Below are 11,984 nucleotides of genomic sequence, written 5' to 3' on the forward strand. Positions count from 1 at the left end.
ATGTGATTCATAAAATTAGTTCGTTCCGGTAAATAAAACTCTTATGGCTCGTACTTCAAGGCATAAAGAATATAGTGAAGAACTGAACGTTTGGCAGGCTTTTACCGATTTAATGTCTAATGCCTTTCTCATGGCAATTCTGTTTTTATTGTTAAATATCGTCACATCGTCTTTATCACAACAAAAACAGAATAATGATGCACCACCAATCATTCTGATTAAAGATGAAGGTGCTTATCGATTTGCCTCAGGTAGTGCAGAAATTCCCCCTAAAATGTTAGTCTACATTTTGAGGCGAATAGTACCAGAAATAGAGGCTAGAACCAAGCAATATAATATTAATGTTGTTGAAATAATTGGTCATACTGATGGACAACCTAATGGTAATGTGGTGAGTAACTTAGACCAAAATTTAGAAAAAGTAGTTAACGGCGAATTACCTATAGTTAATCTTCGTGCTGGTTCTAACGCCGACTTGGGATTGATGCGGGCTTTGGCGGTAGTTAAAGTGCTACGTGATGTTCAGAGAAAGCAGGGCAAATTGTCAAAGCTATCGTTTCGAGGGTATTCTGCGGCACAAATGATTTTACCAAGTGGTGAAGTTGCGGCGATCGCTCGTCAAGATGATCAAACACGGCGACGCATTGAAATTCGCTTCACTCGACTGGGTAAGGTGCGAGAAGTCAAGTAAATATCAGCTTTATAACTTGACACTTAAGAATTGCGCTCTTAAATAAAATTATTATTCAGCCGGAGTTCTTTACAGTTTTTGAATCGAAACATTATATTACATTCATGAAATTACAGATTGCTGAGGTAAACTTGCAAGAAAAATAACGCAAACTACTACTCAGCTGCTCTTCAGTCTGGGCATCACTCACAATGGAACACTGGCAATTTCTGATTCAGAAGCAAGGCGATCGCTCTTGGCACGCCTTGGAATCGCCAAACACAGAAATCTTAGAGGGTCGGTATAGAGTTTTAGCTCGTTCTAGCCTTCCCAATCAAGATGTGGAAGTACGCGTAACTTACTTCTCTCCCCAGGAAGTGCCGCCAAAGCGGCGGATTCAAAAACGATTGCGCCGCACCAATTCCGAAGGGTTAATGGCGGTAATTCCTTTTACATACCTCAAACCGGGTATTTGGGAATTGCGCTGCTCTGGCGACTTGATATCAGATATTCTTGGTAAATCTTGGCAATATGGTGTTCATCTGCAAGTAAATTCTCAGGACGCAGATGAGGTAGAGCAAAAATTAGAGATAGAAAATACCTTAGAAATCGATTCATTTCATCAGCCAGACTCCGCATCTGATGAAAATTTGACATCAAATTCTGTTCCACAACTAACAATTACTAACGAGAGTTACTTTCTCAGTACTGGTTTGTCCCTAGACCAAGAAAGTACAGCAATTGATGAGCCTGTAAGTCCAGTTTGGGTTAAAGGCGAAACGGCAGAGCAAATTTTACAAAATTTAATTGACTTAGCGTTACCCACTTCTGAACTTTTATTAGAAGAAACAAAGATCGACGATTCGCCAACGTCGGAACCATCCCTACCCCTATTGCTGACACTGGATCGAGAAACATACATTACTCGATGGGGACATTTATTAACTATTCATGGGAATGTAGCGTTACAAAAAAATCTAGAACAGGCAGATAAGACAGTTAATACAGAAAATCTCCAGGCTTTGGAACTCCGCATTGAGTTGCGATCGCCTCTAAGCTCAGGAATATTAACTCAATTGCGTCAATCTCTAGGAGAAAAATCATTACCCATCACTATCCGTTCAGTAATAGATATTCCTGCTGACTGTGAATCTAAGCTAATTTTGGCAGATATCAAATTGTATGGGGTGATGAGCTACGCTATGCCGGAGGCTAAGGCTAATCCCGGAGAAGTGACCTTACTGGCTAGTCATTCTTTCACAATTACGGCAGATGTCGCTGATTTGCTGGCGGTTAAAAATGTGGTTAAGGCTAGCCCAGTAGATGAGCAAAATGACATCATGTCGGGAATATCCACGGCTGAACCCCCTACAAGTTTGGATTTGGAACTGTTTAACTTAGTTAAAACCTCATCTCCAAGAAAATTACAGCCAATTATTCCCTCTGTAAACACGCCTTTACCGGGGCAAATTGATCCACAATCATTGAATAAATCAGCCGACTTCCGCTTACTACAATTACCAAAATTACCCGATAATCCCACTGATGGCATCGTTCCAGCTGATTTAGTGACAGAAGTGACCTTAGAACTTCCTTCCTTGGAACAGGATGACACAACTGTCCCCCAAGCTCCTGCTCCCATCAACTTGGATCAATTGCTCATCAAAGCCCGTCCCTCACGAGTTTTGGGCAGTACTTTACCTTACTTAAAGCGCTTACCCACCGAGCCTAGCAGCAGTGAAGTAAAAACAAGCCAAATTGCTGAAGAATTAATCGCATCCGTTGTAGAGGAATTACCACAGGTTGATAACTCAATTACTGAGCCGGAAAGTAATTTAGAAGATGTGCTGAGTGATATAGAAGTTAATGATGAAGTTGTGGCAGAGCTAGAGTCTCAACCAATGACAGAAGTCATTGAGACTTTAGAAGCTGACATATCGGTAACAGAATCAACGGCAGAGCCTCTAACAGAGTTCATTGATGAAAATGTATCAGCAATATCCATTGCTCCATCACTCCCCTATTCATCGCCTTTAATTCGCAAGTGGATGGAGCGTCAAGGATACTCCTTTCCTGAAGATGATTTCCCGCAGGAGCAGACCCCACCCGAAGAACCGGCTATCATTTCCCTGAATCCTGAAGAAACTCCAGAGTTTGAAGATACATCTCTCCTAGATGTGCCAGCAGAGGCAGTAGAAACAGATTTAATCACACTAGAGGAAACAGAAAATCAGATGTCTGTGGAGATAGAAAATATCTCTCCAGAATCATCGGTGTTACAAGTCGAATTACCGTCTACAGAACCCACTTACACAGCATCAAGTTGGTTAGCTCAAGAATTTGTCGTAGACGACAGCGACAGTGAGCCGGAATTGCAGACAAACAAGCATCAATTACCAAAAACCGAGCAGCAAGAAATCGCAAATACAATCGACTCTCCCCAAGAAATTCTGGAACCCTTACCGATTCCCCAACTGTATGTACCAGATGGGGAACTGATTGCAGGTACTTTGGTGAGGATGCGAGTAGAGTTGCCACAAGTATCCCCACAAGTTGTAGTCAAATTGTGGATGGAAGACTGTCAAACTCGCTGGTTGTTGGATGGGCCTCATCTACTAAAAGAGTTGTTACAGAACTCCTCAGGTAATCTGGAAGTGATGACTCAACTTAATATTCCCTTTGGCTGTATGGAGATGCGGATAGAGGCGATCGCTCTTAATACAGCTACGCAGCAGGAGAGTCACAAGGTCACAATAGTGAAGACTGTAATTCCTCCAGATTTGCCCAATATGAGCCTAAATGACTTACTTGGCATGTAAATACCATCTGCATGGGGCTGTGTTAAAAATCTTGAGAATTTAAAAAAATTGACTGAATTTGCAGTAAGCTCGTCTTGAATTGTAGTGTGATTTAAGAGGAAAACTTACTATGGCAACTGCATTTTTGCCTTCTATCTTGGCTGACGCTTCTTTCTTGTCCTCTATCTTCGTTCCCGTAATCGGTTGGGTTGTACCAATTGCCACCTTCTCGTTTCTATTTTTATATATTGAAGGCGAAGACGTTGCTTAATCCAGGCATATGTAACGGGTAATATGTAATTTGATACTAACTTAAGTTGTTAGTAATCAATTCAGGAACTGGTAATGGGTAATGGGTAATGGGTAGTGAGCAATAATTTATTTTTAGTTACTTGTTACCAAATTTTACCTATTGCCTGTTATCAAATGTTCAACTAATTGTTTTTAAGTTCACAAAACAGAATACCGCCTATCTTTTGGAGACAGGCGGTTTTTTAATGCTGTTTTCTAAACAAAATTTAGAAAACTCAGACTAAATTATATTGAAGAACCAAGTCCAGCGTAGGCTCCATAGAAGAAGATACCTACAACTGTAATTACACCTAAACCTGCGATCGTAGCGACGACCCACAGGGGAATTCTCCCACTTCCAGCAGACACAGCTTTCTCCTCCCTTAACAACAAATCAACACAGGTTGAATAAATGAAAATTCAAAACAAGAGTTCCAGTTAGTTAAAGAAGTAACTGGAGAATAGAATACCTAGAACGAAAACTAGTAATAGTCCCAGGTAAAGAGAAGTCCGGTTAAGTTCTACCGGTTGATTATTAGGATTGGGCGTTCTTTCCATGATTCACTCCTAGTGTGGAACTAGCGTTGAATAAACTGCATTGAGGCGATCGCGCCCAAAAAGAATACGGTAGGCACTGCCAGTGTGTGAACTGCAAGCCATCTGACCGTAAAAATAGGATAGGTAACTGGTTGATTGATGTTGTTCCCGCTAGTCATGATTTCAAACTACTTTTGGATAAGTTGTTCAACTTGTTTTTTCGCTTCAAAACGATTGTTCACAATTGGCAGTTCTTGCCGTGCTTGTGTGTAATACTCATCAGGACGAGGAGTGCCAAACACATCATAAGCCAGCCCGGTGCTGACAAATAACCAACCAGCAATAAATAACGCTGGGATGGTGATGCTGTGAATTACCCAGTAACGAATACTGGTGACGATATCGGAAAACGGACGTTCTCCAGTAGTCCCTGACATTTAGATTCCCACCTTCACAAAGATTGTTATTGAGTTTATTATCCTACAAAGTTAAGAAAGAGTTACAAGTTGCAACTTTCTTCTCATAAAAGTTAGGAAAACTACCTAAGCAGCTGGTTCTGTTGTGGCAGTTTTTGCTGCCTCTGGTTGATATTTTAGTAAAACACCGCGATCGCCGATCACAAATCCCTGATCCGGCTTGAGAAAGACAACCTTGTAAAAATTAGCTGCCACTTCTTCTACATCCCGGTCTTTTTCCCAGGTTTTGCCGCCATCAGTACTTACCAATAAGTTACCACTACCGCCACCAATCCAAACTTCGTTTGGTGTGCGGTAGGCCATATCCAATAAACCCCAACTAGTCGCCAGTTCAGGAGTTTGGGCATCTAACCACTCATCCGGTTTAGTCGGGTCGCTAAATTGTACCTGACCACCCCTAGCGAGTAACCACAGCCCATCCTGTGAAAATCCCATATTTTCTACACGGCGAGAACTATTACGGTTGTGGGGAACCCAAGCATTTTGTCCTGGTTCCCAAGTAGAGTAAAAGCTACCCTTTGCAGAAACAGCAACATACTTACCATCCTCAGAACGTTCTAAGTTCCGCACTACCCCTACAGCAGCTTCTACTTGGGCTTTCCAATTTTTGCCGCCGTCAGTAGTTTTATAGATAGCACCTACATCTGTAGCCATCTCAGCTATGTCTGTTCCCAAAGCTTGGATAGCGATGGGATTACCAGGGAGTTTCTCACTCAAGGGAATACGTGACCAAGAACGACCTTCATCCGTGGTGTGTAATAGCAAAGAAGGTTCACCGGCAATCCAGCCTTCTTTGCCAGCGAAACTTACTGAGTCAAAACGGTATCTATCATCATCCAGAGCCAAATTCAGGGGCTGCCAATTGTTACCACCATCATTGGTTTCTAGCAGAGTGGCATTACTACCTACTAAAAAACCATGCTGAGGATTTTCTGTAAAAGCAATATCCAGTAATTTGGCCTCTGTTGGCAAAGAAACCACTGCCCAAGGGTTGTAGCTGGTAGAGGGAACCTTACTACAACCAATACACAAGAGTAAGACCACCAGCAAAGCAAATATTTTTTGCCAACTTTTCACAATAACCATCGATTTCTTGATTTGTTTCTAAATTTGTGTAAGGTTTCTCTAGAAGGTTTACCTTAAGCAGATTGAAAGACTAATGAGTAATCAGTACTGAGTCATGAGTGCTGAGTAAAAAATACTAATTTTTATACCCCTACACCCCTAAACCCTTGTCTCCAGCATTACTGCAAGCCGTAAAGACTGATAAAGAACAAGAATCCCAATGCTAAAGCACCGAAAATGAGGATATTTTTTTGTGCTGGTGTGAGCTTATTGACACCTAAACCATAACCGAGATTTTCTCTGAAACCGGAGGCTGTACCCGCCGGGCCGATGTTACTGAAAGCTGCCTTTTTCGCTGTACAAACTGGACAGCGCCAATTGATTGGCAGTTCGGCAAATGGTGTCTCTGGCGCAATATCATGCTTACTGTCACCTTTCTCAGGTTCGTAAACATAACCGCAGGAGCGACACTCAAAGCGGTCTAACACTGTATTTTCAACAGCTTGTTCGCTCATGGTGAAAGTCTCACAGAAAAGAAATATTAAATATACGTTAAAAATTATGACATACCCGTTAGACTTTTCTATCAATCATAGAAATGAATCAAATACCTGAAATGCGTTTGTTGCGAAGATTTCAGAAAAGATAAAAAGATATAATGTGAAATAAAGTAACAGCCTTATTTACACCATAAGCGGTAGATATTCATTGTGTTTGTCCTTAGCGGTTACGAGTACCTTCTAGGCTTTCTCATTATCTGTAGCCTAGTTCCTGCATTAGCGCTTTCCGCGTCCAAGCTCCTACGACCAACTGGTAACAGCCTGGAACGCCGCACCACTTATGAATCTGGGATGGAACCAATCGGGGGAGCCTGGATTCAGTTCAATATCCGCTACTATATGTTTGCCCTGGTCTTTGTCGTCTTTGATGTGGAGACTGTGTTCTTATATCCTTGGGCAGTTGCTTTTCACCGTCTGGGGCTATTGGCATTCATTGAAGCGCTGATTTTTATTGCAATTCTTGTAGTCGCCCTAGTTTACGCATGGCGTAAAGGAGCATTGGAATGGTCTTGAATTCTGATTTAACTACTCAGGACAAAGAGCGCATCATCAACCCCATTGAACGTCCTACAGTCACTCAAGACCTTTCGGAAAACGTTATTTTAACCACGGTTGATGACCTCTACAACTGGGCTAGGCTTTCGAGTCTGTGGCCGTTGTTATTTGGTACTGCTTGCTGCTTTATTGAGTTTGCAGCCCTAATTGGTTCCCGTTTTGACTTTGACCGCTTCGGGTTAATTCCCCGTTCCAGTCCCCGTCAAGCCGATTTGATTATTACAGCTGGAACAATCACCATGAAGATGGCTCCTCAATTGGTGCGTCTTTATGAACAAATGCCCGAACCTAAGTATGTAATTGCGATGGGCGCTTGTACAATTACGGGCGGGATGTTCAGTGTCGATTCACCTACAGCTGTGCGTGGAGTTGACAAGTTAATTCCCGTGGATGTCTACTTACCTGGTTGTCCTCCCCGTCCTGAAGCAATTATCGACGCAATTATTAAGCTGCGGAAGAAGATTGCTAACGATTCCATGCAGGAACGGAGTCTGATTCGCCAAACCCACCGTTTCTACAGCACGACTCATAACTTGAAGCCAGTGGCAGAAATCTTAACTGGTAAGTATATGCAGTCTGAGACTCGCTTCAACCCACCAAAAGAATTGACAGAAGCGATCGGTCTTCCTGTTCCCCCAGCGCTGCTGACATCACAAACACAGAAGGAGGAACAAAAACGTGGCTGATGAAGAATTAAAACCAGTACCCGCAGCAGCAGAGGCTATAGTTCCATCTGGGCCGACTTCTCAGTGGCTAACGGAAAATGGCTTTGCTCATGAATCCTTGGCGGCTGACAAAAATGGTGTAGAGATAATTAAAGTGGAACCAGATTTTCTGCTTCCCATCGCTACAGCCCTGTATGCTTACGGGTTTAATTATCTTCAGTTTCAAGGCGGTATTGATCTCGGCCCAGGACAGGATTTAGTCAGTGTGTATCACTTGGTGAAAGTGAGTGACAACGCTGATAAGCCTGAAGAAGTCAGAGTGAAGGTGTTTTTACCACGGGAAAATCCTGTAGTACCTTCGGTTTACTGGATTTGGAAAACCGCAGACTGGCAAGAACGCGAATCTTACGATATGTTCGGTATTATCTACGAAGGACACCCCAATTTGAAACGCATTTTGATGCCAGAAGATTGGGTAGGTTGGCCTTTGCGGAAGGATTACATCTCGCCTGATTTCTACGAGTTACAGGACGCTTATTAGGCTGAGTACTAAGTGTCAGCTTGTGAGAATTTTCATATCTCATCTTTAACCCCTTTCCGGCGGCGGAGAGGGGTAATGTTTTTTAAACGCAAAGTGGCGCGGAGGTTGGCGCAGAGTTTCGCAGAGAATAGTTCTATTTTTGCGAGGATGGGTGATGATATAAGTTGACACTATTGAAATGTCGGCTGTTCATCATGTCAGCCTGCTAGGAGACAATCATCACTCAGTCGCCGAAAGCCTCAACAACTTGGTATTACTCTACTATTCCCAAGGAAAGTATAACCAATCTGAACCCCTATATCTCCAAGCTTTGGATATTTTGGAGCGAAGTTTAGGAGCGAACCATCCTCATACTGTGACTTGTCGTAAAAATTTAGCAAATTTAGGCAATTCTCTCCAACAAGAACAGTAAGCTTTAAGTTTTTAACTTCATCAATCAAGCTTTTATCTCCAAATTTCATGTTTCAAATAAAAACATTCCTATTTCAAGTGAGAATGTTCTTGTTCTGAGATGGAATGATAGGGTTATGAAGGCGATCGCTCACCCTTTTTACTCAAAGTTTCCTGTTCTGAGATGAAATGGTGGAGTTGTGGAGGCGATCGCTCACTCTTTTTACTCAAAGTTTCTTGTTTTGATGTGGAATGATGGGGTTGTCAGAACAAAATTACGAATTATATCCAGGTGCAAACAGACAAGATATTCTACAGCTTATTTCAAGCTTTCACCAGCATATTTTTTGCAATTATTGGGGAAGCAGATATTAATCCCAGTACCTATGAGTTTGTCTCGGTGGAACTGAAAGAAACTGCTTTTCGTATTGATGGGGTATTTAAACCTGTAAATGAAACTACAGAAGAACCCCTATATTTTGTTGAAGTTCAGTTTCAACTAGATCCTAAATTTTATAGGCGCTTCTTTGCCGAAATCTTTCTTTATCTCCGTCAAAACCCATCTGTTAACTTTTGGCGTGCTGTTGTCATTTATCCCCAACGCATCATAGAACCGGATGATCAACAACCTTATCGCTCGATTTTGGATAGTTCCCAAATACAACGCATTTATTTAGATGAGTTAGGAACGGCTAACGAAAACTCTCTACAATTAGCGATCATGCAACTAATTATTGCCAGTGAAGCAATAGCCATTGACCAAGGTAGACAACTGATTATACAGGCAAGGCAAGAACTGACAGATGAAGCCAACAAAAAACAAATTGTAGAATTAATAGAAACTATCCTGTTGTACAAATTCACCAACTTAAGCCGAGAGGAGGTAGCAGCTATGTTGGGTATAGATGACGAATTCAAAAAAACTCGAATGTATCAGTCTATTAAGGAAGATGGACTAGAAGAAGGTAGACAAGAAGGTAGGCAACAGGGCATACAAGAAGGTAGACAAGAAGGTAGGTTACAAGCCAAGTTAGAGGCTATTCCCCGTTTGTTAGCGTTGGGGTTGAGTGTAGAACAGATAGCAAGTGCTTTAGATTTAAGTATTGAGCAAGTTCAGCAAGTAACAGGGAATTAGTTGATTTTTGCTGAGTACCCGATGATAGGTGTGTCACATTCCGATCACATTTGCTTGTAACCCTAGCGGTGTAGGCTTCCTATGGCTATTTACTGGCTTTAAAAAATTATGAACGGATTAAAAGGCAAAAACACTCTGATCACGGGTGCTAGTTCTGGTATTGGGCAGGCGATCGCTATCCGTCTTGCTCAAGAAGGTTGTAATATTGCCATTAATTACCGCAAAAGTCCCTCAGGTGCTGAAGAAACTGAGGAAATGGCTTTGCAAAAGGCTTGTAAAAATGTAGAAAACTGCGGTGTTAAGTCTTTACTAGTACAGGGTGATGTCTCTAAGGAATCAGATGTGATAGAGATGGTAAACACTGTAGTTGAGAAGTTTGGTAGTCTCGATATTCTGATTAACAACGCCGGGATTCAAACTGAATGTCCATCCCACGAAATCACAGCAGAAGATTTTGATCGAGTAATTGGAGTTAACCTGCGGGGTTCTTACTTGTGCGCGCGTGAAACCATTAAACACCTGCTGACTCAAAATCGTAGAGGGGTAATTATTAATATTTCTAGTGTCCACGAAATTATCCCTCGACCAATGTATGTCAGCTATTCCATCAGTAAAGGTGGAATGGAAAATATGACCAAAACTCTAGCTTTGGAATACGCTCATCGGGGTATTCGTGTCAATTCTGTAGCGCCTGGAGCGACAATTACACCTATCAATGAAGCTTGGACTGATGACCCGGAAAAGAAAGCAGTTGTAGAAAGTCATATTCCAATGGGGCGTGCTGGTACTTCCGAGGAAATGGCGGCAGCAGTAGCATTTTTAGCATCGGATGAAGCAGCATACATCACGGGACAAACTCTCTTTGTAGACGCTGGTCTGACGCTTTACGCTGACTTTAGAGAACCTTGGTCAGCTTGATTTCCAAGTATAAAACTTCAGAAAATATGAGTCTTATCAGGCTGTATCGCACCTCAATATTAGTAGTGAGTGTCTGCATTCTACTAGCTAGCAACTCTGCTTTAGCTGCTGAAAGAGTAGTACTGAAGTATAATGTTTTCCGTGAAACCATTGCTGTAGAAGAATTATCGACCTTTGCTCAAACTGGCGCACTTTCAAGTTCACTACGAATTAATTTAGCTTTAGCTCGACAAGACCCTAAAGTAATTCGTCAATATTTAACAACACCAGTCAAAGTCAGCCCTGTACTTTTAGATCGGGTGTTAAACAGTCCTGTAGGTAACATTATTCTTGATGAGCTAAGTCAAGTTATTCATACACCATCCCGCAGTGCTGATAGACAAGCTTTGCGTTCCGCTTTGTCACTTTCCGCTAGTGGCGATGGACAAATGACTTTGATAGAAATAATCCAAAATTATCCTACGCCCAACGTAGAAGTTGACGGAGAGCGTTTGGGAAATGCTTACCGTCAACTTCGTAGCTTACAAGCTAGGTTAGAGAATTTATTCGGTTTTTAATAAGCTAAAGTTTCTAAAGTTTCCCGCAAATAACGTTGTACTTGCTGTTCTAAACGCAATTCTTTCAGTTGAATATTACTTTCTAGCTGCCAACGCTGGAAACCAGAACTAGCGGCGATCGCATATTGGAGATTGCTCCAAATATCAGGATCACGAGAAAATTGATAATTACTGGTAGCTGTAATCTTAGCCATAGTCCCTCATTCCTCAGTTTTAACTTCGACAGGCAACTGGGGCAAGATTTTATTAACCCGCACCCCTAAAATTGTGAAATCCTGGTTAATCTTCTCTAAAGGTAATGGTTCTATCGCTGCAAATTCTGTGTCATTTGTGACCAAAACCCGCGCTACGCTCACGGGAATTTGCAGAAACAAATTACTTGCCAAAAAGGTTAAAGCCGCAAGTGCTAACCCCAAGATGCGCCATTGGGGTAATTGACTTGTCATGTTAACAACTAAAGGCGCAGCTTGATATAGCTGCCACAATACAAAAATAGATAAAATTGCTGACAATAGAGCCAGCACACGATTTAACTTGGTATTAATTAAACAAAGGATTTTTCTTTGCTGCTCAGTCAGATTCTCTGGCTTGAGGGCAATTCCCAAAATGGCAAATATATAAAAAGGTCGGCGCAACTGCATCCACAAAAGTGGAATAACTCCAGCAGCAGCCACTAACAAAAGTTCCATCCAGACTGGCAAAAGCGGCTCACCAACAGAAAGGAACAATAAGCACAACAGCAAAAAAATTGGTAGTGTCGCCAATCCAGCGACGTGAATCCACAATATTGGTTCAGAGCGAAATGAGCGCATAAAAGAGTCCTGAG

Annotated in this window: 18 protein-coding genes; 10 read left to right on the forward strand and 8 right to left on the reverse strand. The window is 41.9% G+C overall.

The window, feature by feature from the left end; genetic code table 11:
• The first annotated feature begins 43 nt into the window (after positions 1–43).
• From GSQ19_RS14525 to GSQ19_RS14535, 3 genes are all read left to right on the forward strand, one after another.
• On the forward strand, positions 44–691 hold the full coding sequence (locus GSQ19_RS14525; protein WP_011318652.1) for an OmpA/MotB family protein: 648 nt from the start codon (positions 44–46) through the stop codon (positions 689–691).
• A 191-nt stretch (positions 692–882) separates the two neighbouring features.
• Positions 883–3,489 (forward strand): hypothetical protein, encoded by a 2,607-nt coding sequence (locus tag GSQ19_RS14530; RefSeq protein WP_011318653.1) that lies wholly within the window; start codon positions 883–885, stop codon positions 3,487–3,489.
• A gap of 109 nt (positions 3,490–3,598) precedes the next feature.
• Positions 3,599–3,739: a photosystem I reaction center subunit VIII gene (locus tag GSQ19_RS14535; protein ID WP_011318654.1), complete on the forward strand. Its 141-nt coding sequence runs from the start codon at positions 3,599–3,601 to the stop codon at positions 3,737–3,739.
• A 266-nt stretch (positions 3,740–4,005) separates the two neighbouring features.
• On the opposite strand, the gene GSQ19_RS14540 is transcribed toward GSQ19_RS14535, so the two are convergent.
• From GSQ19_RS14540 to GSQ19_RS14565, 6 genes are all read right to left on the reverse strand, one after another.
• On the reverse strand, positions 4,006–4,128 hold the full coding sequence (locus GSQ19_RS14540; protein ID WP_104009905.1) for a photosystem II reaction center protein J: 123 nt from the start codon (positions 4,126–4,128) through the stop codon (positions 4,006–4,008).
• A gap of 69 nt (positions 4,129–4,197) precedes the next feature.
• Complete coding sequence (psbL, locus tag GSQ19_RS14545; protein WP_010997988.1) at positions 4,198–4,317, reverse strand: photosystem II reaction center protein PsbL; 120 nt, start codon at positions 4,315–4,317, stop codon at positions 4,198–4,200.
• A gap of 20 nt (positions 4,318–4,337) precedes the next feature.
• Complete coding sequence (psbF, locus tag GSQ19_RS14550; protein WP_011318656.1) at positions 4,338–4,475, reverse strand: cytochrome b559 subunit beta; 138 nt, start codon at positions 4,473–4,475, stop codon at positions 4,338–4,340.
• A gap of 9 nt (positions 4,476–4,484) precedes the next feature.
• On the reverse strand, positions 4,485–4,733 hold the full coding sequence (psbE, locus tag GSQ19_RS14555; protein WP_010997986.1) for a cytochrome b559 subunit alpha: 249 nt from the start codon (positions 4,731–4,733) through the stop codon (positions 4,485–4,487).
• Between the two features lie 105 nt (positions 4,734–4,838).
• Positions 4,839–5,858, reverse strand: coding sequence for a photosynthesis system II assembly factor Ycf48 (locus tag GSQ19_RS14560; protein WP_011318657.1), 1,020 nt, complete (start codon positions 5,856–5,858; stop codon positions 4,839–4,841).
• Between the two features lie 158 nt (positions 5,859–6,016).
• The gene (locus GSQ19_RS14565; RefSeq protein WP_011318658.1) at positions 6,017–6,352 is read right to left on the reverse strand and encodes a rubredoxin; all 336 of its coding nucleotides are present in this window, start codon (positions 6,350–6,352) and stop codon (positions 6,017–6,019) included.
• 195 nt (positions 6,353–6,547) lie between these two features.
• Between GSQ19_RS14565 and ndhC the strand changes: the two genes are divergently transcribed.
• The 7 genes from ndhC (at position 6,548) to GSQ19_RS14600 (ending at position 11,158) form a co-directional block, all read left to right on the forward strand.
• Positions 6,548–6,910 carry a photosynthetic/respiratory NAD(P)H-quinone oxidoreductase subunit C gene (gene ndhC / locus GSQ19_RS14570; RefSeq protein ID WP_010997983.1) on the forward strand — a complete coding sequence of 121 codons (363 nt, stop codon included), beginning with the start codon at positions 6,548–6,550 and terminating at the stop codon, positions 6,908–6,910.
• Positions 6,901–7,638: an NADH dehydrogenase subunit K gene (locus GSQ19_RS14575; RefSeq protein WP_011318659.1), complete on the forward strand. Its 738-nt coding sequence runs from the start codon at positions 6,901–6,903 to the stop codon at positions 7,636–7,638. The genes ndhC and GSQ19_RS14575 overlap by 10 nt, the downstream gene beginning before the upstream one ends.
• Complete coding sequence (locus tag GSQ19_RS14580; protein WP_011318660.1) at positions 7,631–8,158, forward strand: NAD(P)H-quinone oxidoreductase subunit J; 528 nt, start codon at positions 7,631–7,633, stop codon at positions 8,156–8,158. Before GSQ19_RS14575 ends, GSQ19_RS14580 begins: the two co-directional genes overlap by 8 nt.
• A gap of 178 nt (positions 8,159–8,336) precedes the next feature.
• Positions 8,337–8,570 (forward strand): tetratricopeptide repeat protein, encoded by a 234-nt coding sequence (locus tag GSQ19_RS14585; RefSeq protein WP_011318661.1) that lies wholly within the window; start codon positions 8,337–8,339, stop codon positions 8,568–8,570.
• Between the two features lie 270 nt (positions 8,571–8,840).
• A complete protein-coding gene (locus tag GSQ19_RS14590; RefSeq protein ID WP_011318662.1) occupies positions 8,841–9,683 on the forward strand; it encodes an Rpn family recombination-promoting nuclease/putative transposase in 843 nt (280 codons plus the stop codon).
• A 108-nt stretch (positions 9,684–9,791) separates the two neighbouring features.
• Positions 9,792–10,601, forward strand: a complete 810-nt coding sequence (locus tag GSQ19_RS14595) for an SDR family oxidoreductase (protein ID WP_011318663.1) — start codon at positions 9,792–9,794, stop codon at positions 10,599–10,601.
• Between the two features lie 26 nt (positions 10,602–10,627).
• Positions 10,628–11,158, forward strand: a complete 531-nt coding sequence (locus tag GSQ19_RS14600; protein ID WP_011318664.1) for an alpha/beta hydrolase — start codon at positions 10,628–10,630, stop codon at positions 11,156–11,158.
• On the opposite strand, the gene GSQ19_RS14605 is transcribed toward GSQ19_RS14600, so the two are convergent.
• Entirely contained in the window at positions 11,155–11,352 is a 198-nt protein-coding gene (locus tag GSQ19_RS14605) for a hypothetical protein (protein WP_011318665.1), read from the reverse strand. The genes GSQ19_RS14600 and GSQ19_RS14605 overlap by 4 nt on opposite strands.
• 6 nt (positions 11,353–11,358) lie before the next feature.
• Positions 11,359–11,970 (reverse strand): low-complexity tail membrane protein, encoded by a 612-nt coding sequence (locus GSQ19_RS14610; RefSeq protein ID WP_011318666.1) that lies wholly within the window; start codon positions 11,968–11,970, stop codon positions 11,359–11,361.
• Positions 11,971–11,984: the final 14 nt, after the last annotated feature.

Source organism: Trichormus variabilis 0441 (genome assembly GCF_009856605.1).
GTDB classification, from domain to species: Bacteria; Cyanobacteriota; Cyanobacteriia; order Cyanobacteriales; family Nostocaceae; genus Trichormus; species Trichormus variabilis.

Excerpts from the sequence above, each read along its gene's own strand:
- GSQ19_RS14575 (WP_011318659.1), top strand. The coding sequence starts at position 6,901 with ATGGTCTTGAATTCTGATTTAACTACTCAGGACAAAGAGCGCATCATC.
- GSQ19_RS14595 (WP_011318663.1), top strand. The coding sequence starts at position 9,792 with ATGAACGGATTAAAAGGCAAAAACACTCTGATCACGGGTGCTAGTTCT.
- psbL (WP_010997988.1), bottom strand. The coding sequence starts at position 4,317 with ATGGAAAGAACGCCCAATCCTAATAATCAACCGGTAGAACTTAACCGG.
- GSQ19_RS14600 (WP_011318664.1), top strand. The coding sequence starts at position 10,628 with ATGAGTCTTATCAGGCTGTATCGCACCTCAATATTAGTAGTGAGTGTC.
- GSQ19_RS14535 (WP_011318654.1), top strand. The coding sequence starts at position 3,599 with ATGGCAACTGCATTTTTGCCTTCTATCTTGGCTGACGCTTCTTTCTTG.
- GSQ19_RS14565 (WP_011318658.1), bottom strand. The coding sequence starts at position 6,352 with ATGAGCGAACAAGCTGTTGAAAATACAGTGTTAGACCGCTTTGAGTGT.
- psbE (WP_010997986.1), bottom strand. The coding sequence starts at position 4,733 with ATGTCAGGGACTACTGGAGAACGTCCGTTTTCCGATATCGTCACCAGT.
- GSQ19_RS14530 (WP_011318653.1), top strand. The coding sequence starts at position 883 with ATGGAACACTGGCAATTTCTGATTCAGAAGCAAGGCGATCGCTCTTGG.
- psbF (WP_011318656.1), bottom strand. The coding sequence starts at position 4,475 with ATGACTAGCGGGAACAACATCAATCAACCAGTTACCTATCCTATTTTT.
- GSQ19_RS14605 (WP_011318665.1), bottom strand. The coding sequence starts at position 11,352 with ATGGCTAAGATTACAGCTACCAGTAATTATCAATTTTCTCGTGATCCT.
- GSQ19_RS14585 (WP_011318661.1), top strand. The coding sequence starts at position 8,337 with ATGTCGGCTGTTCATCATGTCAGCCTGCTAGGAGACAATCATCACTCA.
- GSQ19_RS14610 (WP_011318666.1), bottom strand. The coding sequence starts at position 11,970 with ATGCGCTCATTTCGCTCTGAACCAATATTGTGGATTCACGTCGCTGGA.
- GSQ19_RS14560 (WP_011318657.1), bottom strand. The coding sequence starts at position 5,858 with ATGGTTATTGTGAAAAGTTGGCAAAAAATATTTGCTTTGCTGGTGGTC.
- GSQ19_RS14525 (WP_011318652.1), top strand. The coding sequence starts at position 44 with ATGGCTCGTACTTCAAGGCATAAAGAATATAGTGAAGAACTGAACGTT.